Raw genomic sequence first — 20,966 nt, forward strand, 5'->3', positions numbered from 1 at the left:
AAGTCTTACTCGGCAGCCTCGGTTACACCCACGAGGATATCGCGGATCTCGGCCTCTTTGATATCGTCATGCTCGGCAATGACCACAAGGCGCGAGCGACGGTCTTCGCCGGACTCCCACGGGCGGTCATATTGGTGACGCACGCGCGCACCGACGGCCTGAACCAGTAGGCGCATGGGCTTGCCCTGAACGGCGGCATAGCCTTTGACGCGCAGGATATTCAACTCGTTGGCCAATCGTTCAATCTTGGCGACCAGATCAATCGGATCGATTTGCTCGGGCAGTTCAACGATGATGCTTTCGAAATCGTCATGCTCGTGATCGTGATGGCCGTCGTGATGGCTGGGACGCGCGTCCATGTCATCCTCGGCCGCGGCTTCTAGACCCAGCACGACGCGGACGTCCACGGCACCCTCGGCCACTTCGACCACGGGCATGGGGCGGGGCGCTTCGGCGGCGATGATCTCTTTCGCTTTCGCAACGCCTTCCGGGCCAGCCAGATCGGGCTTGGTCAGCAGAATGATGTCGGCGCAGGAAATCTGATCCTCGAACACCTCGGACAAGGGAGTTTCATGATCAATCGAGTCATCTGCCATGCGTTGCGCATCCACCGCCTCGACATTCGGAGCGAACCGACCAGCGGCCACGGCCTCGGCATCGGCCAGAGCAATCACGCCATCGACGGTGATTTTCGAGCGGATATCGGGCCAGTCGAACGCCTTTAGCAGCGGTTTTGGCAGGGCAAGACCGGAGGTTTCGATCAGGATGTGATCGGGGCGCGGCTCTAGTGCCATCAGGGCTTCAATGGTCGGGATGAAATCATCGGCCACGGTGCAGCAGATGCAACCATTGGCCAGTTCCATGATGTTTTCCGCCGGGCAATCAGGAATGGCGCAGGACTTCAGGATATCGCCATCGACGCCGACATCGCCGAATTCGTTGACGACCACCGCCAGACGCTTGCCCTGCGGGTTCTGCATCAGATGGCGCACCAGTGTGGTTTTGCCCGAGCCCAAAAAGCCGGTGATCACAGTGACGGGGAGTTTCTCGAGATTGCTCATTTCAGGGCTCCAATCGGGGGAATGCGGGCCGCACAGTTTTTGCGGAAATGTTCGGGACGTTCGCGCCATTTGACCAAACCGTCCTCGGTGGCGAGGTATTTGGCTGCGCCTTCGACGATGGTTTCGACATGGTCGATCTCGTTCAGATGCTCATACACGAAAGTCCAGCGATCCGGTCCTCCGCGTAGCACGATCGAGCAGCCTTCATCGCAATTCGACAGGCATTCCACAGCTTTCAAGGTAATGCCTTCGGGCAGGCCCGCCTTTTCAAGCGCCTTGTGAAGCAACGTGCCGGGGCGCTGGGCGTCATCCTCGACAGGCAGCCCGCGACGGCAGGTAGTGCAAACCAGCAGTTCGACCGGTGCGGTCTCGGTCATGTCTCTCATCCCCCCAAATCCTCTTCGTGGGGGACGGGGTTTCATGCGGGCCGATCACAGCCCCACACCGGAACACCCCGTCCGGTTTCATCTTCGGGCGTTGGCAGGTCTCCCGGCTTGCGGATGTCAGAGGAGGCCTCTGTCGGATGTCCCGCCTTCCCGGCCATACTGCCAGTGGCTTTGGGCACCCTCTCCGGTCACGGTCGCGGGGGCGGCTGCGTTTGACGGCAAAAACCGCTGACGCATTCCCTTTTCATCTGCTCTCGCAGACACCAACGAAAGGGACATGCGGCAGGGCAGGGTTGCTTGTCAAGCGAGTCGCGCCGATCCGTGAAAAAGCGGATAAAAAGCGACCTGTCGGGGTCGCTGGGCGGCATGATACTTCTGCAACGACGTGCTGGCATGGCAGCAAGATGCGAACAGGAGGATACCGCGCATGAAAGTAGGGTTTATCGGGCTGGGGAATGTAGGGGGCAAGCTATCTGGATCGCTGCTACGAAACGGTATCGATCTGACGGTTCATGACCTGAACCCGGATCTGGTGACCGAATTCGTCGCCAAGGGTGCCAAAGCCGCCAAAAGCCCGGCGCAACTGATGCGCGATTGCGATGCTGTTATAACCTGTTTGCCTTCTCCTGCGGCCTCGGATGCGGTGATGCAGGAAATGTTGCCAGAGGTCGGCCCTGGCAAAATCTGGATGGAAATGTCGACCACCGACGAAGCCGAAGTCAAACGCCTTGGCGCAATGGTCATCGAACGAGGCGGCGCAGCGGTGGATTGCCCGGTTTCGGGCGGATGTCACCGGGCAGCGACGGGTAATATCTCGATCTTCGCAGGCTGTGATCGTGAGACTTTTGAACGTATCCTGCCATTCCTGACCACCATGGGGCGGCGCATTTTGCACACGGGCGATCTGGGCTCGGCCTCTGTTCTGAAGGTGTTGACCAATTATCTGGCTACCGCCAACCTGATCACCTGCGCCGAGGCATTGGTGACAGCCAAGGCCGCCGGCATGGACCTTGGAACCACCTATGAGGCGATCAAGATATCGTCAGGCACATCCTTCGTGCACGAGACCGAAAGTCAGGTCATCCTGAACGGCTCGCGCGATATTTCCTTCACCATGGACCTGGTGAAAAAAGATATCGGTCTGTTTCAGGAGGTCGCCGACCGTGCCGGAGTTCCCCTTGAGATAAACCCATTGATGATCAAGATTTTCGAAGATGGCATCGCGCGATATGGTGAGCGTGAACTGTCCCCGAACATCATCAGGCGGCTAGAGGACGCGACCGGACTGGAGATCCAAGCGCCAGGGTTCCCAACCGAGATGCTGGACGACGAGCCAGAAGAACCGGGTTATGAGGTGATCCCGCAGAATCGGTAGATCGATTAATCGGCAAGCATTGCGGCTGTCTGGCGACCTGGTTGGACAAAATTCTGGTGCTATTCTAAATAGGTCGACAGGAGTCCGACACCGGCACAGGCAAGAGAACAACTTATGACGAATGAGACCTTTCTCATCGTAACAACGATGAAAAACGAAGGGCCTTTCATGATCGATTGGGTGGCCTACAACCACGCAATCGGTTTTGATGACATTCTGATTTATACCAATGATTGCGCTGATGGTACCGATGCCATGGGCGAACGGTTGCAAGTGCTTGGCTGGGCTCACCACCAACGAAACAGACTGGGTCCGCGCGCCGCGCCGCAGGTTCGTGCATTTTCGCTTGCGCGGAACCACCCAAGCTATCTGTCTTCGGATTGGATTCTCAGTTTGGATGTGGACGAGTATATCAATATCCGTTTGCCCAATAGTGATATAAGAAGCCTCGTTGAGGCCAGCGGCGTGGCGGACGCGATCTCGATCTGCTGGCGCATGTTCGGAAACGCGGGTCAGAACGATTTCGTTGATCGACCTGTACCTGAGACTTTCTTTCTGGCCGCCACGGAAGACGGCTATCCGCATCACCGGACCAAAGGGTTCAAAACGCTGTTCCGCAACAACGGAAAATTCAGCCGTTTTCGCGCCCATCGTCCCAGGATCAATCCAGAAGATGCACCGAACCCTGACGCGCCATACGAAGGCGTGTTGTGGCGGGATTCGGGCGGGAACCTCTACCCAGCAGACCAAGTGAAATGGAAAGCATGGCGTGGTTTCAGCCATGAATTCGCGCGCATTCATCATTATGCTGTGCGCAGCACTGATAGCTTTTTAGTCAAGCGCGACCGTGGGCGCACCAATCATGTGGGGCAGGATCAAGGGCTCAAATACTGGCTCATGATGAACCACAATGATGTTGAGGATCGCTCAATTCTGGAACACATGCCGGCTATGCACGACATCAAAGCTGAGATGATGGCAGATCCGCAATTGGCAGACCTTCATCATAAAGCATGTGAGTGGCACAGGTCGAAAGCCGAAGAATTGAGAGCCAGACCGGATTGGGTTGATCTGGTTGAAGCGTTGCAAAATTCCTCAACCGGAGAAGACGTCTATGGGTGAAGCTGTATCTGCTGAGGATCGCCGCAAGAAGCAAGCTGAGCAGCGCGAGCGGAAGGATTCCCTGCGGCGCGAAATGCTCAAGACCATGCCGCATGGACGGCTGAGCGTTGAAATTGGCGTTTGGAAGGGCGAATTTTCGCGGATTCTGCTGGAAGAGCTACAGCCCTCGAAATTGTGCCTCATCGATCCCTGGCAAGTACAGCAAGACCCGGATGGCGGTGCTTCGCTTGCCGGAGCGCGCTCGCAAAAGGATATGGATCGAATTTACGAGGCAGTGACGGGCAAATACAGCACCGAGATTGCCAAGGGGCAAATTTCGATCATTCGCGACTATTCGCAACCGGCGCTGAGTCTGTTTGAAGATCAAAGCATCGGGTTTGCCTATTTGGACGGCGACCATTCCTACGAGGGCGTAAAAACGGATCTGGATGCTTTGCTGCCCAAGATGATCGAAGGCGGCGTAATCATGCTTGACGATTATCACAGGCGAGGGTGGTGGAAAGATGACGTGATGCGTGCGTTCCACGAATTCCTCGGGGCACATTCTGCGGGGCTGCGGCTCAAGGCCATCATGGGGGCGCAAGTGGCCGTCGAGAAACTTTGAGCCGAGATCATTTTTCTGATTATAGATTCGTGCGAAGTAACCTGGGCTGGCTGATGTCTTCCAGCGTCAACAGAGTTAAGCAACAAGTTCAGCGATGACGGATAGGGTTGATGTCTAAGTCCGATCATCTTTGAATAGCGGCACTTTCCCAGGCAGACAGGAACTTTCTGCGCTTCAGCGTATCGAGGAACGTCAACAGCGCAGGGTCCAGCGCTATCGCTGCGCTTTCGGTCGTGGAATCCTGCGTGTCCAGAAGTGGCAGTGCTGCCATTGATTCCGGATTCAGCGTGGTCAAGTGCCGGACAAAGGTTTCCGCTTCCTCCGGCAAGCGGCTTTTGCCAGTTACCATGGCGGTTCGCATCATCGTCGTCTGAAAATCCGAAGGCAGAATGATCTGAAGGGCATCCTTTCCTTCTGTTCGTACCGCCGCATAACTGCCAAGCACGTTGTAGGCCACCGCGATTGTACCATCCGCCAGGTCGTTAATCATGTCGCCCGAACAACAATACAGCCGCACATCCAGGCCGCCCAAAACCTCCATCAAGCGCCAATAGGTTTCCGAGGCGCGGGCGTCCTGCGTGGCGAACAAATAGCCCAATCCCGACTGGCGCACGTCATAAGTGCCGACTTTGCCCCGAAAATCATCCGGGCGGGCGCGCAGCGCTTCGATCAGTTCCTGCCGCGTTTGCGGCATTGGTTGTCCTTCGAACGCGGTGCGATTAACAACGATGGTTGCGGGTTCCGAAGTGAAGGCGAACAGACTTTGATGCCATTGCGCCCAAGGGGGGTGCGGAAGATCGTTAAGCGCCAGCGCATATCCGTCATTCGCGAGCTTCAGTTGCAGGTCCATCGCGCTGGAAACGACCACGTCGAACGCTTCTGGCGTGGCTCGGACGCGTCGATCGATATCTGCCGTGCCTGTCACCAGATATTCGACCGATATCGCCGGATTCTGGGCGACGAAATCCTCGATCAGCGGCGCAAACAGGGCGGTATCGGTGCTGGAAATGACCCGCAGTCGGGGGCCGTCGGCACTTTCGTTGAATATTTGTCGGTCTTCCCAATCCTGAGCCCCTGCGCCGCTGGCGAACAGGCACAGGATCAGAGTGACAAGATAACGCATGCGCCGCCCTCCGCTTTGTTTGACAGTACCAGCGTGCCGCCATGGGCGACCGCGACGTCCTGGGCAATGGTTAGCCCGAGGCCCGATCCGATGGTTCCCGCCGCGTTCTGACCACGTTCGAAACGTCTTGTGAGCGTTTCGATTTCATCTGGCGGAAAGCCTGGCCCCTGGTCACTGACCGTGATCCGGGCTGTGGGTGACCCTGCGACATCGATGACTACGGTACTGTCCGCTGGCGCATATTTAAGCGCATTGTCTACCATGTTCCGCACCGCATTTTGGATGAGGATAGGGTCGCCCGAATACATGACCTGCGGATCGCCGCTCAAAGCAAGCGAAAGGTCTTTCATTTCAGCGATGGGCGTCAAGCGCTGGACAAGCTCTCTGATCAGAGTCACCAGATCGATATCCTCGCGCTCCAGATGGTCGGCGCGGAATGTGATCATGGCGTGATCCAGTAGTTGCCCCGCAGCCCGAGAGCTTTCGTCGATAGCGCGCATCATTGATCGTAACGCCTCGCGGTTGTCTTCTCTCTCGACCCGTTGCAGCGTCGCCTCGGCATAAGACCTGACCGTTGCCAGCGGGGTGCGGACCCTATGGGCGGCCTCGGCGATAAAGTCCTCGGATTGGCTGAGAGACTGGTCCAGGCGTCCCATAAGCGAATTCAGCGATGACACCAAAGGCGCCATTTCACGCGGTACTGGTTTTTTGAATGGGCTGAGATCTTGCGGTCCCCGACGGGTGACGGATGTCGTTAATCTGTCGAGCTGACCAATGGTGGCCGAACTCACCCAGAAGGACAATACAGCCGCAAGTACAAAGAACCCCAATCCCAAAAGGCCAGCATTGCGTGAGATTTGATCCAGCGTCTCCGATAGCGCATCTTGGGTCTGTCCCAAGGCCACTTCGATTTCTGTCTGATTTCCCAGCCCAACCAGTGTGCGGCTGGCACTGACCTGACGAACGTTTTCACCGCGCACTTCACCGAAGCGAAAGGTCCATTTTCCATCAGCGGGTCCTTGAGTAGGGGTCAGGTCTTCGTAGCCGGACAAGAACTCGCCATCCTGAAAAATCGCATAAAACACTCGGTCGTCCGACGGCGTGCTCAGCATTGAAAAGGCAGCATAGGGGATATCGACTTCAAGCTCGCCTCCACGCAACGCCGCGGCGTCGAGGATCGAGGTGACTGAGGCACCCAGAATGTTGTCCTGACCTTGCTGGGCAACCTGAACTGCATAGTCGCGGACAGCAAAGAACAGCACAAGGGCCAGAATCGCGGCACCGCCGATTAGCGTTAGCGCAAGACGGTTTCGCAGTGATCCGGAAACGTTTGGATTAGTTGCCATGATCCAGCCTGTAGCCCAAACCGCGCAACGTTGTGATCCTGAGCTCCGATTTTTCCAGATGCTTGCGCAGTCGGCCGACATAGACCTCGATGGCATTGTCCGAAACATTGTCGTCGTAGGAGAACAACCGGTCCGCCAGCTTCTGCTTAGAAAACACCTGACCGGGGGCGTTGATCAGCAGTTCCAACAAGCGCAGTTCGCGGTTGCGAAGCGAGACGATGTCGTCGCCCACCGTCAAATGACCCGCAACCGGATCAAAGACGACGCCGCCAATTTCAATCGTCGTTTTGGTCTTGCCGGATTTGCGTCTCAGCACTGCGCGGCAGCGCGCCTCAAGTTCGGCATGGTCGAAGGGCTTGGTGACATAATCGTCCGCCCCAAGATCGAGTGAGCCGATTCGATCCGACACTTGACTGCGGGCGGTCAGAACGATGACAGGTGTGTCCAGATGGCTGGCGCGATGCCGTTTGAGGAAATCGCGCCCGTCCCCGTCGGGAAGCATGATGTCCAGCAGGATCAGGTCATACTCATCGATTTCAACAAAGGCCACAGCATCTTCTATTTTCTCTGCGTGATCAACCACATGCCCGTCCAGTCGCATGCGCGAACTTATGGCATTGGCGAGGTCCAGATTGTCTTCGACCAAGAGGAATTTCATCGGGATCCAATAGTAATTTCACCCATGACAGGTTGATGTCAGGTTGATGTGTTTAGGTTTCGAATAATCTGAGCCGCACTGCGGCCGGTTGTCAAACGGGAGGAATTCATGACGACAATCAAACTGGGCCGTCGCGCCCTGATCGCGGCTGTGACCGCTATTGGTCTGGCTGGACCGACTTTCGCTGAAGAGGTCGTAGATAGCATCCACTTTCTGATCCCCGGTGGCGCAGGAGGCGGCTGGGACGGCACGGCCCGTGGCACTGGTGAGGCGCTGACGAATGCGGGTCTCGTGGGAACTGCATCCTACGAAAACATGTCGGGCGGCGGCGGTGGTAAAGCCATCGGATATCTGATCGAAAACGCCGACAGCAACCACGGCACGCTCATGGTCAACTCGACCCCGATCGTGATCCGCTCTCTGACCGGAGTGTTCCCGCACAATTTCCGCGACCTGACACTGGTCTCGGGCACGATCGGTGATTACGCGGCGATTGTTGTGGGCAAAGACAGCCCCATCAATTCAATGGCGGACCTGCTAGCCGCGTATGACGCCGATCCAAGTACAACGGCCATCGGCGGCGGTTCTGTGCCGGGTGGGATGGACCATCTGGTCGCGGCGATGGTTATGGAAGCGGCAGGCAAGGACGCTTTGGGCGTGAAGTACATCCCCTATGATGCAGGTGGCAAAGCGATGGCCGCGCTTCTGTCCGGTGAGATTGCCGCGCTGTCGACCGGTTTCTCGGAGGCTGTCGATCTGGCGAATGCGGGTGAGGTGAAGATCATTGGCGTCACCGCGGAAGAGCGCGTGGATGCAGCCCCTGATGCGCAGACCATGAAAGAGCAGGGCATCGACACAACTTTCGTGAACTGGCGTGGGTTCTTTGCTGCTCCTGGTCTGCCCGAGGACAAGCTGGTCGCTTATCAAGAAGCCATCGCCAAGATGTATGACACACCTGAATGGGAAGAGGTCCGCGCCCGTAACGGTTGGGTGAACATCCACAACTCGGGTGCTGATTTCCAATCGTTCCTGGAACAGCAGGAAAAGCAGATCGGCGATCTGATGAAAAAGTTGGGTTTCCTGTAAGGATACCTCGGGCAGAGCGGGCAACCGCTCTGCCTCAACCAACAATAAATCAAAGGAGGGGGAAACATGGCGCTGGATCGCTGGATCGCGCTCGTTTTGCTGGGCATATGCCTGACATATGGCTACACCGCCTGGTTCACGATGGATGGCAGTCTGCCCCCCTTCATGCAGCGCAACCCCATTTGGCCGAGCACCTTTCCCAAGGTGCTGTCGATTTTGGGGATAATTGCCACAACGATTATTCTGCTGGGCTTTGAAAAGGCTGAGCCCAAAGAGGCTGATATCGATTATAGGAGGCTGGGCGAATATCACCTGGGCCAGGCTTTGCTGTTGCTGGCTTTGATGGTTGCCTATGCGCTGTGCCTACGTCCGGTTGGATTTCTGATCTCGACATCCGGGTTCCTGATCCTCGGTTCTTTCATTCTGGGCGAACGCAAATGGCACGTCATGCTGCCGGTTGCCGTAATCGCTACAGGTTCAGTCTGGTACCTCGTGCAAGAGGTTCTTGGCATCTACATGCGACCCTTGCCGGGCGTTTTCGGAGGCTGACATGCTTGAAGGATTGTTGATCGGCCTACAAACGGCATTCTCCATCCAAAACCTGTTGATGGTCATAGCGGGCTGTCTGATTGGTACATTCATCGGCATGCTGCCCGGTCTTGGGCCGATGTCGATCATCGCCATCATGATTCCGGTCGCCATTTCGATGGGCGATCCGTCCGCCGCACTGATCCTGCTTGCCGGTGTCTATTACGGCGCGATCTTTGGTGGCTCGACATCTTCCATTCTTCTGAACGCGCCGGGGGTCGCGGGAACCGTGGCCTCAAGCTTCGACGGCTATCCGATGGCTCGTCAGGGCAAAGCCGGGAAGGCGCTCACAGTTGCCGCTATCGCCAGTTTCGCCGGGGGTACGATAGGAGCGCTGCTGCTGATGGTCTTTGCGCCTGCATTATCCTCGGTCGCACTGCTGTTCCACTCGGCTGAGTACTTTGCCTTGATGGTAGTGGGTCTATCCGCCATCGCCGCCTTTGCGGGAACCGGGCAGGTGGCCAAGGCAATTGTCATGACCATTCTCGGGCTGATCATGGCCACTGTCGGCGAGGGCGCGCTGTTCAACTTGCCGCGTTTCACGATGGGGATCATGGATCTGCAGTCCGGCTTTGGTTTCATCACGCTTGCAATGGCGATGTTTGCCCTGCCCGAAGCGCTGTTTCTGGTTCTCAAACCCAAGGACCTGCAAGGCGACGAAGGCGAAATCAAGGACCTGCGCATCACAGGATCCGAGGCGAAGGCCATCGCTCCGGTGGTTGGTCGCCAATCTGTCCAGGGTTTCTTTATCGGTGTGCTTCCAGGGGCAGGGGCAACGATTGCCAGTTTCCTTGGCTATGCGGTTGAACGCAATATTGCACCGAAAGAAGAGCAGGAGGAGTTCGGCAAAGGCTCGATCAAAGGTCTGGCAGCACCCGAGACAGCTAACAATGCTGCCTGTACCGGTTCCTTTGTCCCGTTGCTGACGCTCGGCATTCCAGGTTCCGGAACTACGGCCATTTTGTTGGGCGCCCTGATCGCGCTGAATGTGACACCGGGTCCGCGCCTGATGATCGACGAGCCACAGGTATTCTGGGCTGTCATCATGTCGATGTTCATTGGCAATCTGGTGCTGCTGATCCTGAACCTGCCGTTGATCCCCTATATCGCCAAGGTGCTTGCAGTACCGCGCAACTATCTGATCCCGTTCATTTTGTTCTTCACCCTCATGGGGGCCTATATCGGGCAGAACAATGCCACGGAACTGCTGATATTGGTCGGCTTTGGCGTCTGCGCCACAGCACTGAAATTTGCCGATTACCCTCTGGCACCGCTGCTGATCGGTTTCATCCTTGGCGGCATGATGGAGGATAACTTCGCCCGTTCCATGCAGCTGTATGACGGCATCGCCTTTGTCTGGGAACGTCCGATGACGCTGGGCCTGTTGGTGATTGCCCTCCTTCTGGTGCTGTTGCCCAGTTACCGCGCACGTCGCGCCAAGGCGCGAGCGGCAGGCGTGGCCGATGGCGACTGAGCCACTTTCAGGCATTCGGGTTCTTGACCTGACTAATGTCCTGGCCGGGCCGTATTGTTGCTACCAACTGGCCCTGATGGGGGCCGAAGTGATCAAGGTCGAACGCCCCGGCAGCGGAGATCTGGCCCGTGTGCTGGGGGCGGATCCTGATCGGAACAAGGCCGGCATGGGCATCAGCTTTCTGGCGCAGAATGCAGACAAGAAATCCGTGACTCTGGATATGAAGGCTGATCGGGGAAAGGCTCTGCTCAAGCGGCTGGTCAAGACTGCCGATGTGCTGGTCGAGAACTTCCGGCCCGGCGTGATGGACCGGCTTGGGCTGGGGTATCAGGTTCTGCGCGCCGAGAACCCCAGACTGATTTATTGTGCCATCAGCGGGTTTGGTCAGGATGGACCACGCCGGGACGACCCGGCCTATGACCAGATCGTGCAGGGGATCAGCGGTGTCATGTCAATCACAGGTGCGTCGGATACCGCGCCTTACCGGGTTGGCTATCCTCTGGCAGATACCGTCGGCGGGATGACGGCGGCCTTTGCCATAAGCGCGGCCTTGAATGCCAACCCGCGCGGGGCATTCCTTGATGTCGCAATGAGCGAGGCGGTAGTTTCGACCATGGGGTGGGTGGTGTCCAACTATCTGGTCGGTGGCGTGATACCTGCGCCGCATGGGAACGAAAACACAACGTCGGCCCCGTCCGGAACTTTCGCCACATCCGACAACCCTATAAATATCGCCGCCAATCGCGACGAACAATGGCATGCGCTCGCCCAACATCTGGGCCGCGCCGACCTTTTGACGCATCCGGACTACCTAACCCGCGAGGATCGCAAGACCAACCGGCATGAATTGCGCCAAGAACTGGAACGCACGCTTTCTACCCGTCCATCCAGTGATTGGGTCCAAGAGTTGAATGCGTTGGGTGTACCGGCCGGGCCGGTTATGACGGTGCCGCAGGCTTTGTCCGACGATCAACTCTCAGGTCGCGGGCTGATTGGAACTCTGTCGGCGTACGGAGAGAGTTTACGCCTTGCGGGCAGCCCAGTGGTCATTAATGGCGCACGCCGCATGCCACGATCCGCACCACCGGATCTTGGGGCCGACAACCTCTCAATTTGGGCCGAGCTTGGACTGTCGGACGCAGAGATCGAAACGTTGCGACATGAGAGGGTGATATGAGCGATGTTGCCGATTGGTGGCGCACCGCCATCATCGATATGGAGCCCGGGCGCATTGAACTGCGTGGCCAGCCGATTCAAGACCTGATCGGCAATCTGGGTTTCGCTGAAATGATTTGGTTGGTGGTGCGGGGTGACAGACCGACACCTGCGCAGGCTCGATTGTTCGAGGCCGCTTTGGTCGCCGCCGTGGATCACGGCCCGCAAGCCCCCTCGATCGCGGCTGCACGAATGGCGGTGACCTGCGGGCTGTCTCTAAACAACGCGATGGCGAGTGCTGTTAACATGCTGGGTGACATCCATGGTGGTGCCGGCGAGCAGGCGATGGAGCTTTATCACTTTGTAGACGCCCATGCCGAAGGCCCAGAACAGGCATTAGACGACTGGATCGCCGAACGCGGGAAGATACTGCCGGGTTTCGGGCATCGGTTCCATACACCGACGGACCCGCGCGCACCCCGGCTGATGGCCCTGGTCGCTGATGCGGTCGAACAGGACGCCTGCGAGGGTCGGTTCATGAAAGTCGGGCAAGCCGTGGAAACCGACCTGATGCGCCGGAAAGGCAAGCCGGTGCCGATGAATATCGATGGTGTCACGGCAGTGATCTATGCAGAGCTAGGCTTTGCCCCGCCATTGGCACGAGGCTTATTTTGCCTTTCGCGGTCGGTCGGCATTCTGGCCCATGCCTGGGAGCAGACCCAGCAAGGCGGACGCAACAAAGGCCCTACGCCGCCCCACTATCGCTGGACATATCTAGGCGATGGAAGTTGAGGTATGCCGCCTGTCGTTTCTCATGGCTTCGGATGCCTTTTATCCAGATTCTGAAACACAGCGACATAGTTTGTGGCTAGAGCCTTCGCCTTGCGGCCAACATCGTCCAGAACTGCGTAGTACAGGAGCTGGATAATTTGGGTGAAGTGACGTCGCAGCTGACACAGGTAGGACTGGCGTAGCGTGTTGTCGTTTTCCAGGAAAATGCGCACAAGGCGGACAACGTACTCGCCCTAAGTCAATGATCTAGAGTGAATTGGAGGCGAGTACCGGAATCGAACCGGTGTACACGGATTTGCAATCCAGAAAGAGATAAAGCAAAAACAACGACTTAGGGGTGCAAAATGCCCCCTGACAAAAAGTGAACAAAAAGCGAAAGTTTCAAAGCCAAGTTCGCCGGTTCAAAACGAAAAAGGCCCCGTCACAGCGGCAACTGTGAACCGGGGCCAAATAGAAAAAGCCTGTCAGCTTTCGAAAGACATTAGCACGGGCCACTACCGCTCCGCAAACGCTCAGTCGGCTTTTTCCTGGCCTCTGACCGGTGAGGTGATCCAATGAGCTGGCGCATAGCGAATGAATGCGCCGAGCGCCGCTTTGGCAGCGCCGCCCGCAAGCAGATTATCATGTTCCTGGCCGACAAAGCGAGCGATGACGGCTCCGGCATCTGGTGTTCCAAGGGGACGATCCAGCGCCACACAGAGCTTAGCGAGAGCACGGTCAAGCGCACCATTATCGATTTCCTGCGAGAAGGCATTCTGATTGAGACGGGGCGGCGGCACTGCAAGAATGGCTACACCGTCATTTACCGCATCGTTCTGGAGCGCGTGGCCGCGCTCGAACCCACGGCTGAACCCGATATTGAGACGGGGGTCACTGTGAACCCCGTCCAGCCTGAACCCGGTACGGGGTCCACCGTGAACGGGGTACGGGGTTCACGGTGGACCCCAAACCATCCTAAAACCATCCATAAACCACCTACGCGCAGGCGCGAGGCGGCGGAGGAGGTTGAAGATCTTGAAGCTGAGAAGATCTTGGCGGCCTATCCCGAAGACAGGATCCGAGACCGGCGAACCAGTCTGCGCCTGATCGCAGCGGCTGTGAAAGCCGGGGTAGAGCCCGATGATCTGAAGCAAGCGATCAAAGCCTATGCCAAGGAAAGCGAGGGATACACGCGCAGCAAGGTCTGTTTTTCGGACAATTGGTTCAAGATGCGCCGATGGGAGAAGGGGCTTGCCCAGTTGCAAGCCGACCGCGAGAAGGCGCGAGAGGCCGAAGCCAAAGGTCGCGCCAGCCTCGCCGAGTGGATCCACGAGCGCCATCCCCTGTGCCGCCACATCACAAACCGGCAGATCGAGGATTTGGTTGCAACGAAGCTGGTGACGCCTGAGCAGGTTCGAGCTGCGGGGCTGCAGGCATGAGTGCGGCTCGATTGTTACGCTATGGCGTAAAAATTGAATATTTACGTTGCAGCGTAATTTATTTTGATTTACGCTGTGCCGTAAAAGGAGCCACGTCATGGACCTCACAGCACGAACGGCCGAGCAGATCGGCGAGGCACTCCGCCGGACGCGCAAAGCGCGCGGCTGGACCCAAAGCGATATCAGCGCGCGTACGAATTTGCGCGTCGCGACAATTTCGTCGCTCGAGAATGGCGACACGGGAGCGAAGCTCGCCACAGTGCTCGCTGTCATGGCGGCACTTGGGCTTGAGTTCCGATTGGTGGAGCGCGGTGGCTCGCTTGAGATTGAGGATATCTTCTGATGGCCAAACACGGGCGTAGCGGAACGATGCAAGTGCTTCTGAACGGGCGGTCGGTGGGGGCTTTGCGTCTCGCTGGTTCAGGCGCGATCAGCTTTACCTATGACCCGGAATGGTTGGCATGGGAACATGCCATGCCCATCTCGCTTTCGCTGCCTTTGCGTGAAGAGGCACACCAGGGCGGCCCTGTTATCGCCTACTTGGAAAACCTGCTGCCGGACAATCAGGCGATACGAGAGCGCGTTGCTGCACGGGTGCGTGCGGGCGGCACGGACGCGTGGCACATGCTGGAGAAAATCGGGCGCGATTGCGTGGGGGCCCTGCAATTCGTCTCAGGTGAGATTCCAGAGTTTGCCGCGCTCGAGGGAGAGCCCGTATCTGAGGCACAGATTGCGGATATGTTACGCAACCTCACAAGCGCTCCGCTAGGCTTGGATGAGGAAGACTACTTCCGCATTTCCATCGCCGGGGCGCAGGAGAAAACGGCTCTGCTACGCCACGAGGGCTCGTGGATCCGTCCATCGGGGCTCACCCCTACAACCCATATCCTCAAGACCCAGCTTGGTGTTCTGCCCGCAGGGATAGATTTGTCGGACAGCGTCGAGAACGAATTTTTCTGCATGAGCTTTTGCCGCGCCATGGGCATGGACGTGGCGGAGGTCGAAATTGCCGACTTCGAAGATGTGCGGAGCCTTGTTGTGACACGGTTTGATCGGCGCTGGACCAAGGATGGTCGGTTGATCCGACTCCCCCAGGAAGACTTTTGTCAGGTGCTCTCAGTGCCCCCAAGTCAAAAATACCAAATGGATGGCGGGCCAGGTATCACCGAAGGGATCGGGTTGCTGAATGGTAGTGATGACCCTGAAACAGATCAGCGCGCGTTCTTCCGTGCGCAGGTGCTGTTTTGGCTCTTGGGCGCGACAGACGGGCACGCTAAGAATTTCAGCATCGCATTGCGCCCTGGCGGGTTCCGCATGACCCCGCTCTACGATGTGCTGAGCGCTCAGAAAGCCGTGGATGACAGTCAAATCCGCCAGAACCGGATGCGCCTCGCGATGGCCGTCGACGGACACTACCGGATCAACGAGGTGGTGCCGCGTCATTTCCTGCAGGCTGCGAAGGCGGCAGGTTTTGGTGTGGCGCTAGCGGAAGAGATCTTGTCGGGCGTCGCGTCTGAGCTTGAACCCGCCTTGGACAAGACACTAGCAGACCTGCCGGATGGGTTTCCACAGCCTTTGGCGGAAGCCATCGCTGCTGGCATACGGCGTCGGGCGGCAGCCTTTCATGCCGTATGATCCGCAGATCATATTTCCGTTTTATGGTCGGTAGATCATATTTACTGCGCGCAATCTGCAGGCCCAGCACAGTAGTTGCAGCGTTTCAGGCCAGCTTTGACGGGCCAGCCCAGAGAATGATGGCCAAACTCAGATCCTCAACGCCGTGTTTCTGATTGCTGAACATAAGCGGGCAGCCGTGTCAGACGCGGGACAAACCCCACTTCAACAAGAAAATTCCCCTGCGCCAGCGCATTCCTCGCGAAGCAAGTTTCTCGCTGACAGCCCCTTGGTGCCAGCCTTGGTCATGTTCATCGAAACACTCAAAGTGAGGATCAAAAAATGGCTACTCAAACTCTGAAACTGAACGTCAAATCCGGCGAAAAAGACGGCAAGAACTTCTGGGCCCGCTGCGGCATCCTCTTCGTCAACACCGACGACCGCGGCAACATCACGTCGATCAACGTCAAACACAGCATGTTCCCCGACGTCGAAATGGTCGCCTTCCCGCGCCGCGATGACGACCCAGTCACCGAATGACTGCGGTGCCGGGGCGGGTAGCCCGCCCCGGGTGACCCCGAAGTTAGGTGTGGATCGCTGTCAATTGGACTTCCACAAGCACCCGATGTCGCTTCAGTGCAACTCTTCGGACCGGACTTTCGCTGCAAGTGCAGAACCGGCAGTTGGGGGAACTGGTGCTAAGCGGGACTTTTCCGCCGTTGCCCTTCCGGGTGTTTGCTGACGCAGCATATAATCGCAGGCGCGGCGCGCTCATCGCTGCGTTGCAGCCGATCTCGCAAAAGCAGTCATTGAAAGCCACTCTGAGGGTCGGGTGGCCAAAGGTCCGCTACGGTATCAGGTTTCTTGTGAAATATAGATCACTGATTTTTAATCAAAGGTCAATTATCTTTGAATGATGGAAGACTTTGCGTAATAATGGAAAGCATCTTAGGGAAACAAAAATGAAAACATCTTTGAACGCCGTCAAACCCGTGCAATGCAAGACGCTTCAGAAGGAAGTGGAACAATAGCTTTGCCAACTAACTTTGGGGTCAAGCTGGCAAAAGGTGAAGAGATCACAGCCGCCACTATCACCCAGACCTTCGGTGTTTACCCAATGCCCTTGTGCGAGGTGATTGCCCGCCTGATAGCAACTGGCAACTGCAAAAGTTAGGTAGATTTCCACGCCGAGTTTATGCGATTAGGTGAAACATGCTTAAGAACGCCAAACCGATTCAGAAAGATAAGTTACACGACCAGGTGTATGACCAGCTGTGCACGCTTCTACGCGAAGGTGAGTTCACACCAGGCCAGGCGGTTCATGTTGCGCGTGTTGCCGAAGCCTTCGGCGTGAGCGCTATGCCTGTGCGTGAAGCGCTGACGCGGCTCCAAGCGATAGGGGTCGTGGCGAATGTTTCGGGCCGCTCACTCGGGGTGCCGAGCCTAGGATACGAAGAACTGACGGACCTGCGCAATGTGCGTCTGGAAGTAGAGGCGCTGGCTGTCAAATGGGCTGTGGTGAATCGGGATGACGCTTTTGTCGCGGACCTCGAGAAGCTGCTGAAGCGTCTGGAAACGACCGAGCTATCCGGCGATGTGCAGGGCTATATCAAAGCCAACTATGAGTTTCATCTGCGGATCTACCAGCAGTCGAACTCTCCGGTTCTGATCGATATCATCAACACGCTATGGCTGCGTGTCAGTCCGCACCTGTATCAGCTGGAACGGGAAAATCAGTACAAGGTTTCCAACATTCATCACCGGAAAATAGTACGAGCTGTCCGGGAAGGCGACGAAGCAACTGCCAAACAGGAGCTTGTTCTGGATATTTCCGAGGCCTACAGCGTTCTTGTTAGAACCTTGTTTTCGAACAACCCTTCTCGCTGAAAGTAACAGCAAGCGAATACCCGGCCGAGACCGTATTCTAATATGTCCGAATACCGGGCTGGCTGTATTCCAGTCCTTTGAACGTCCCTCAACGCCGTGAAATCTGAGATTTCTTGGCTGATTCGGATTCTCCCAAGCTATCAAAACTCACGCAACCAACTGAAATTTATCGAAAAATGGAGAACAAAAAAGCCTATTGATTTTTGATCAATTATCAACTCTTATTGAACTTGCCCCACAAACCGACCGCTATGGTCGTTCGTGACGGGCACAGTCACGGGAGGAATACAGTGAAATATTCGAAAATTGCCGCGACCTTGGTTGCTGGTTCTCTAGCCTTTGGTGCGTCTTCTGCTTCGGCCGATATCCTGGATGTCCACATGAGCATCCCCAAGGATCTGACTTTTTTGGCGGACAGTGCAAAATTGATGGATGAGTCCCTGCGGAACATGAGCGGCGGCGACATTGGCCTTCAACTCTATGGTTCCGGAGAGTTGGTCCCTGCAGGTGAAATCCTGGAAAATGTAAGCTCTGGTGCCATTCCGGCTGGGTGGAGTTTTCTTGGACAGTGGGGCGGCAAAGTACCCGTTGCCCAGATCGGTGCAACGCCATTCGGTGCGGGACCTGAAGCCCTGGCAGCTTGGTTGCACGTCGGTGGCGGACTTGAAATTGTTCAGCGTGGTTTTGACGACTTGAATGTCAAAGTTCTTGCTTGCCACATTACTGCGCCAGAACCTGGTGGTTGGTTCAACAAGGAAATCACTTCGATTGAAGATTTCAACGGTCTCAAGATGCGCATGGCCGGTGTCGGCGCGCGCGTGCTGAACGAATTCGGCGCCTCGGCGCAGTACTTGCCTGCAAGCGAAATCTACCTCGCCCTGGAACGAGGCCGTATCGATGCAACTGAGTTTTCGTTGCCAATCATCGACAAAGACTTTGGTTTCAACCAGATCGCAAAATTCCAGTACTATCCGGGTTGGCACCAGCCTGGCAGCGTCGATGTATTGATGATCAATATGGACGTTTGGAATGGCATGGATACAGGCGAACAGGCCATGTATGAGGCGGCGTGTCAGACCAGCCTGGCCTGGACACTGCAATACGCTCCGGCAGCTCAAACACCACAGATCGAAGTATTCGAAGAGGGCGGCACAATCGTCAAATCTTTCCCAGATGAAGTTCTGGCAGAATTGCGGGTTGCGACGGAACGTGTTCTGAATGCTGAAGCCGAGAAAGATGCGCTTTATGGGGAAGCGTACCACTCGATGAAGGCTTTCGTGGCATCGTCAGGACGTTGGACCAATCTTCAAACTCTCCCTGCCGAGTAAGCCAACATGGTACACGATATGGACACTCCGCCGAGTGATCCAAATCGTGGCACCGGCCCTGTCCATACGGTTCTTCGCGGGATCGTATGGATAGGCCAGGCCGCGGCTTGGCTCATCGTTCCCATCCTCGTTCTTGTAATGATCGGTGTCACGCTGTCAGCCGCCAAGATTGGCACGATCGTTCGGTGGGAAAACGACGTTTTCTTATTTGGATCGAAGCTGACTCTTGCAAGCATTGGCGATCTGCAATGGCATCTGTTTGGGATCATGCTAATGCTCACAATGCCCGCAGCGATCGTTAAAGACAGGCATGTGCGTGTCGATTTTCTGCGACAGCGCTTTCGTGAAAAGACAAAAAATATCATTGAAATCATTGGTTTTTTTGTTCTGCTGGCGCCCCTTTGCTACATTGTCGTTCTCCATGGTTACGACTTCACCATGCGATCATTCACTATGGGCGAAGGGTCGGACTACGACGGAATGTATGACCGGTTTGTCCTGAAAGCATTCGTTCCAATTGGGTTTGGTCTGATGCTGATCGCTGGCCTCGGTCTGACAATCCAAAAACTTCGTATTTTGTTCGGGAAGCAGAAAACCCATGATTGAACACATCATTCCCCTATCGATGGTCGTTTGCCTGCTCTTAGGTATTTTCAGCGGCTACCCGGTTGCTTTTGTTCTTGGCGGCATCGGCATTGCGTTTGCCTTCATCGGTGGATTGCCTTTTGCATTCCTCAAAATCGGCGTCTCGCGGATTTACGCTGGCGTTATCGAGAACTGGCTTCTGCTCGCGGTGCCCTTGTTCGTCTTTATGGGCGCCATGCTTGATAAATCCGGTTTGGCGCAGAATTTGCTTTATTCGCTTGAGCGCGCCTTAGGACGCAGGCGCGGTGGACTGGCCATTTCCGTTGCATTGCTGGGCATCGTCATGGCGGCCAGCACAGGTATCGTTGGCGCATCGGTGGTTATGCTGAGTACTTTGGCTCTGCCCATCATGCTGCGCGAAAAATACAAACCAGAGCTGGCAGTTGGTACAATCGCTGCTTCGGGTACACTAGGTATTTTGATCCCGCCTTCGATTATGCTCGTGCTCGTTGGCGACATTCTGCAGATCTCTGTTGGCGAATTGTTTGTTGGGGCGATGATCCCCGGCCTGCTTCTGGGTGGTCTATATATTGCCTACATCGTCTTCGTCGCGCTAACGAAACCAGGTGATGCCCCTGTTTCGACCCAAGTGCCGGCAGAAGGGTCGCTGGCACTGGCGCTCGTGCGTGATCTCTTTGCTCCGCTTGTTCTTATTCTGACTGTACTTGGTTCCATTGCGACAGGCACGGCAACACCAACTGAGGCGGCAGGACTAGGTGCGATCTGCGCCATGATCTTGGCGGCGATCAACCGCAAATTGACCATGAAGACTATGTCCAGCTGTGTTCGTGAAACTGGCTATACCTCCGCTATGATCTTGGGTGTTTTGGTTGGTGCTACGGTCTTTGGAATGGTGTTCAAGGGTCTCAAGGGCGACAAGATGATCGAGAACGCCATCCTGTTCTTCGATCTGGGCGCTTACGGTACGCTGGGCATCTTGCTACTGCTGATTTTCATCATGGGCTTCTTCCTGGAGTGGGTCGAGATCAGCTTTATCGTTTTGCCACTCTTTGCACCTATCGTTGCAGGATTGGACTTCGGACTTGGGATTTCGCGTGAACAGCAACTGCTGTGGTTTGCCATGCTTGTGGCGGTTAACTTGCAGACCAGTTTTCTAACGCCACCTTTTGGATATTCCCTGTTCTACGTCAAAGGTGTGGCTCCACCCGAAATATCGATCCGAACCATTTATCGCGGGATCATTCCGTTTGTCGCGCTGCAACTGCTTGGTCTTGCATTGCTGATCGTCTGGCCGAGCCTCGTGCTTTGGGCTCCGTCCGCCGTGTTCGGAAACTAGTGGGGGA

At 56.3% G+C, this 20,966-nt stretch carries 22 protein-coding genes and 1 riboswitch; of the genes, 17 read left to right on the forward strand and 5 right to left on the reverse strand.

What is annotated here, in order from left to right:
• Window positions 1-5: 5 nt before the first annotated feature.
• Window positions 6-1,061, reverse strand: coding sequence for a cobalamin biosynthesis protein CobW (gene cobW, locus ACR0BI_RS14240; protein WP_480562334.1), 1,056 nt, complete (start codon window positions 1,059-1,061; stop codon window positions 6-8).
• Complete coding sequence (locus ACR0BI_RS14245; RefSeq protein WP_170609338.1) at window positions 1,058-1,438, reverse strand: DUF1636 domain-containing protein; 381 nt, start codon at window positions 1,436-1,438, stop codon at window positions 1,058-1,060. The genes cobW and ACR0BI_RS14245 overlap by 4 nt, the downstream gene beginning before the upstream one ends.
• An 85-nt stretch (window positions 1,439-1,523) precedes the next feature.
• A riboswitch (cobalamin riboswitch) is annotated at window positions 1,524-1,730 on the reverse strand.
• Between the two features lie 105 nt (window positions 1,731-1,835).
• Here ACR0BI_RS14245 and ACR0BI_RS14250 point away from each other — a divergent pair.
• From ACR0BI_RS14250 to ACR0BI_RS14260, 3 genes are all read left to right on the forward strand, one after another.
• Window positions 1,836-2,822 carry an NAD(P)-dependent oxidoreductase gene (locus tag ACR0BI_RS14250; RefSeq protein WP_480439222.1) on the forward strand — a complete coding sequence of 329 codons (987 nt, stop codon included), beginning with the start codon at window positions 1,836-1,838 and terminating at the stop codon, window positions 2,820-2,822.
• Window positions 2,823-2,936: 114 nt separating this feature from the next.
• Window positions 2,937-3,944 carry a glycosyltransferase family 2 protein gene (locus ACR0BI_RS14255; protein ID WP_480562333.1) on the forward strand — a complete coding sequence of 336 codons (1,008 nt, stop codon included), beginning with the start codon at window positions 2,937-2,939 and terminating at the stop codon, window positions 3,942-3,944.
• On the forward strand, window positions 3,937-4,548 hold the full coding sequence (locus tag ACR0BI_RS14260) for a class I SAM-dependent methyltransferase (protein WP_170735385.1): 612 nt from the start codon (window positions 3,937-3,939) through the stop codon (window positions 4,546-4,548). The genes ACR0BI_RS14255 and ACR0BI_RS14260 overlap by 8 nt, the downstream gene beginning before the upstream one ends.
• A gap of 124 nt (window positions 4,549-4,672) precedes the next feature.
• Here the strand turns inward: ACR0BI_RS14260 and ACR0BI_RS14265 are convergent, their stop codons facing one another.
• Genes ACR0BI_RS14265 through ACR0BI_RS14275 form a run of 3 tightly spaced genes read right to left on the reverse strand, consistent with a single transcriptional unit; the run spans window position 4,673 to window position 7,675 of the window.
• Complete coding sequence (locus ACR0BI_RS14265; RefSeq protein ID WP_170512179.1) at window positions 4,673-5,671, reverse strand: ABC transporter substrate-binding protein; 999 nt, start codon at window positions 5,669-5,671, stop codon at window positions 4,673-4,675.
• Window positions 5,650-7,017, reverse strand: a complete 1,368-nt coding sequence (locus ACR0BI_RS14270) for a sensor histidine kinase (RefSeq protein WP_170420953.1) — start codon at window positions 7,015-7,017, stop codon at window positions 5,650-5,652. The genes ACR0BI_RS14265 and ACR0BI_RS14270 overlap by 22 nt, the downstream gene beginning before the upstream one ends.
• The gene (locus tag ACR0BI_RS14275) at window positions 7,007-7,675 is read right to left on the reverse strand and encodes a response regulator transcription factor (RefSeq protein ID WP_170391826.1); all 669 of its coding nucleotides are present in this window, start codon (window positions 7,673-7,675) and stop codon (window positions 7,007-7,009) included. The genes ACR0BI_RS14270 and ACR0BI_RS14275 overlap by 11 nt, the downstream gene beginning before the upstream one ends.
• A gap of 108 nt (window positions 7,676-7,783) precedes the next feature.
• Here ACR0BI_RS14275 and ACR0BI_RS14280 point away from each other — a divergent pair, with 108 nt between their 5' ends.
• From ACR0BI_RS14280 to ACR0BI_RS14345, 14 genes are all read left to right on the forward strand, one after another.
• Complete coding sequence (locus tag ACR0BI_RS14280; protein ID WP_170391824.1) at window positions 7,784-8,761, forward strand: tripartite tricarboxylate transporter substrate-binding protein; 978 nt, start codon at window positions 7,784-7,786, stop codon at window positions 8,759-8,761.
• Window positions 8,762-8,827: 66 nt separating this feature from the next.
• On the forward strand, window positions 8,828-9,310 hold the full coding sequence (locus tag ACR0BI_RS14285) for a tripartite tricarboxylate transporter TctB family protein (RefSeq protein ID WP_170401217.1): 483 nt from the start codon (window positions 8,828-8,830) through the stop codon (window positions 9,308-9,310).
• Window position 9,311: 1 nt separating this feature from the next.
• The gene (locus ACR0BI_RS14290; protein ID WP_480562332.1) at window positions 9,312-10,823 is read left to right on the forward strand and encodes a tripartite tricarboxylate transporter permease; all 1,512 of its coding nucleotides are present in this window, start codon (window positions 9,312-9,314) and stop codon (window positions 10,821-10,823) included.
• The gene (locus ACR0BI_RS14295) at window positions 10,813-12,000 is read left to right on the forward strand and encodes a CaiB/BaiF CoA transferase family protein (RefSeq protein ID WP_480562331.1); all 1,188 of its coding nucleotides are present in this window, start codon (window positions 10,813-10,815) and stop codon (window positions 11,998-12,000) included. Before ACR0BI_RS14290 ends, ACR0BI_RS14295 begins: the two co-directional genes overlap by 11 nt.
• Window positions 11,997-12,770 (forward strand): citryl-CoA lyase, encoded by a 774-nt coding sequence (locus ACR0BI_RS14300; protein WP_480562330.1) that lies wholly within the window; start codon window positions 11,997-11,999, stop codon window positions 12,768-12,770. The genes ACR0BI_RS14295 and ACR0BI_RS14300 overlap by 4 nt, the downstream gene beginning before the upstream one ends.
• Before the next feature lie 554 nt (window positions 12,771-13,324).
• Window positions 13,325-14,188 carry a hypothetical protein gene (locus tag ACR0BI_RS14305; protein WP_170449437.1) on the forward strand — a complete coding sequence of 288 codons (864 nt, stop codon included), beginning with the start codon at window positions 13,325-13,327 and terminating at the stop codon, window positions 14,186-14,188.
• A gap of 97 nt (window positions 14,189-14,285) precedes the next feature.
• Entirely contained in the window at window positions 14,286-14,531 is a 246-nt protein-coding gene (locus ACR0BI_RS14310) for a helix-turn-helix domain-containing protein (protein WP_170449439.1), read from the forward strand.
• Window positions 14,531-15,823, forward strand: coding sequence for a type II toxin-antitoxin system HipA family toxin (locus ACR0BI_RS14315; RefSeq protein ID WP_170449441.1), 1,293 nt, complete (start codon window positions 14,531-14,533; stop codon window positions 15,821-15,823). The genes ACR0BI_RS14310 and ACR0BI_RS14315 overlap by 1 nt, the downstream gene beginning before the upstream one ends.
• A 321-nt stretch (window positions 15,824-16,144) precedes the next feature.
• Window positions 16,145-16,342 carry a hypothetical protein gene (locus ACR0BI_RS14320; RefSeq protein WP_170449443.1) on the forward strand — a complete coding sequence of 66 codons (198 nt, stop codon included), beginning with the start codon at window positions 16,145-16,147 and terminating at the stop codon, window positions 16,340-16,342.
• A 457-nt stretch (window positions 16,343-16,799) separates the two neighbouring features.
• A complete protein-coding gene (locus tag ACR0BI_RS14325; RefSeq protein WP_170449445.1) occupies window positions 16,800-16,976 on the forward strand; it encodes a hypothetical protein in 177 nt (58 codons plus the stop codon).
• Window positions 16,977-17,014: 38 nt separating this feature from the next.
• Complete coding sequence (locus ACR0BI_RS14330; RefSeq protein ID WP_170449447.1) at window positions 17,015-17,689, forward strand: GntR family transcriptional regulator; 675 nt, start codon at window positions 17,015-17,017, stop codon at window positions 17,687-17,689.
• A 290-nt stretch (window positions 17,690-17,979) separates the two neighbouring features.
• Window positions 17,980-19,017 (forward strand): TRAP transporter substrate-binding protein, encoded by a 1,038-nt coding sequence (locus ACR0BI_RS14335; protein ID WP_170449449.1) that lies wholly within the window; start codon window positions 17,980-17,982, stop codon window positions 19,015-19,017.
• Window positions 19,018-19,023: 6 nt separating this feature from the next.
• Window positions 19,024-19,623 carry a TRAP transporter small permease subunit gene (locus tag ACR0BI_RS14340; protein WP_170449452.1) on the forward strand — a complete coding sequence of 200 codons (600 nt, stop codon included), beginning with the start codon at window positions 19,024-19,026 and terminating at the stop codon, window positions 19,621-19,623.
• Window positions 19,616-20,959: a TRAP transporter large permease subunit gene (locus tag ACR0BI_RS14345; protein WP_170449453.1), complete on the forward strand. Its 1,344-nt coding sequence runs from the start codon at window positions 19,616-19,618 to the stop codon at window positions 20,957-20,959. The genes ACR0BI_RS14340 and ACR0BI_RS14345 overlap by 8 nt, the downstream gene beginning before the upstream one ends.
• Window positions 20,960-20,966: the final 7 nt, after the last annotated feature.

It is taken from the genome of Ruegeria sp. E5 (assembly GCF_056534105.1).

Excerpts from the sequence above, each read along its gene's own strand:
- ACR0BI_RS14245 (WP_170609338.1), bottom strand. The coding sequence starts at position 1,438 with ATGACCGAGACCGCACCGGTCGAACTGCTGGTTTGCACTACCTGCCGT.
- ACR0BI_RS14275 (WP_170391826.1), bottom strand. The coding sequence starts at position 7,675 with ATGAAATTCCTCTTGGTCGAAGACAATCTGGACCTCGCCAATGCCATA.
- ACR0BI_RS14330 (WP_170449447.1), top strand. The coding sequence starts at position 17,015 with ATGCTTAAGAACGCCAAACCGATTCAGAAAGATAAGTTACACGACCAG.
- ACR0BI_RS14270 (WP_170420953.1), bottom strand. The coding sequence starts at position 7,017 with ATGGCAACTAATCCAAACGTTTCCGGATCACTGCGAAACCGTCTTGCG.
- ACR0BI_RS14295 (WP_480562331.1), top strand. The coding sequence starts at position 10,813 with ATGGCGACTGAGCCACTTTCAGGCATTCGGGTTCTTGACCTGACTAAT.
- ACR0BI_RS14340 (WP_170449452.1), top strand. The coding sequence starts at position 19,024 with ATGGTACACGATATGGACACTCCGCCGAGTGATCCAAATCGTGGCACC.
- ACR0BI_RS14305 (WP_170449437.1), top strand. The coding sequence starts at position 13,325 with ATGAGCTGGCGCATAGCGAATGAATGCGCCGAGCGCCGCTTTGGCAGC.
- ACR0BI_RS14285 (WP_170401217.1), top strand. The coding sequence starts at position 8,828 with ATGGCGCTGGATCGCTGGATCGCGCTCGTTTTGCTGGGCATATGCCTG.
- ACR0BI_RS14315 (WP_170449441.1), top strand. The coding sequence starts at position 14,531 with ATGGCCAAACACGGGCGTAGCGGAACGATGCAAGTGCTTCTGAACGGG.
- ACR0BI_RS14265 (WP_170512179.1), bottom strand. The coding sequence starts at position 5,671 with ATGCGTTATCTTGTCACTCTGATCCTGTGCCTGTTCGCCAGCGGCGCA.
- ACR0BI_RS14290 (WP_480562332.1), top strand. The coding sequence starts at position 9,312 with ATGCTTGAAGGATTGTTGATCGGCCTACAAACGGCATTCTCCATCCAA.
- ACR0BI_RS14310 (WP_170449439.1), top strand. The coding sequence starts at position 14,286 with ATGGACCTCACAGCACGAACGGCCGAGCAGATCGGCGAGGCACTCCGC.
- ACR0BI_RS14280 (WP_170391824.1), top strand. The coding sequence starts at position 7,784 with ATGACGACAATCAAACTGGGCCGTCGCGCCCTGATCGCGGCTGTGACC.
- ACR0BI_RS14320 (WP_170449443.1), top strand. The coding sequence starts at position 16,145 with ATGGCTACTCAAACTCTGAAACTGAACGTCAAATCCGGCGAAAAAGAC.
- ACR0BI_RS14325 (WP_170449445.1), top strand. The coding sequence starts at position 16,800 with ATGCAAGACGCTTCAGAAGGAAGTGGAACAATAGCTTTGCCAACTAAC.
- ACR0BI_RS14345 (WP_170449453.1), top strand. The coding sequence starts at position 19,616 with ATGATTGAACACATCATTCCCCTATCGATGGTCGTTTGCCTGCTCTTA.
- ACR0BI_RS14300 (WP_480562330.1), top strand. The coding sequence starts at position 11,997 with ATGAGCGATGTTGCCGATTGGTGGCGCACCGCCATCATCGATATGGAG.
- cobW (WP_480562334.1), bottom strand. The coding sequence starts at position 1,061 with ATGAGCAATCTCGAGAAACTCCCCGTCACTGTGATCACCGGCTTTTTG.
- ACR0BI_RS14260 (WP_170735385.1), top strand. The coding sequence starts at position 3,937 with ATGGGTGAAGCTGTATCTGCTGAGGATCGCCGCAAGAAGCAAGCTGAG.
- ACR0BI_RS14255 (WP_480562333.1), top strand. The coding sequence starts at position 2,937 with ATGACGAATGAGACCTTTCTCATCGTAACAACGATGAAAAACGAAGGG.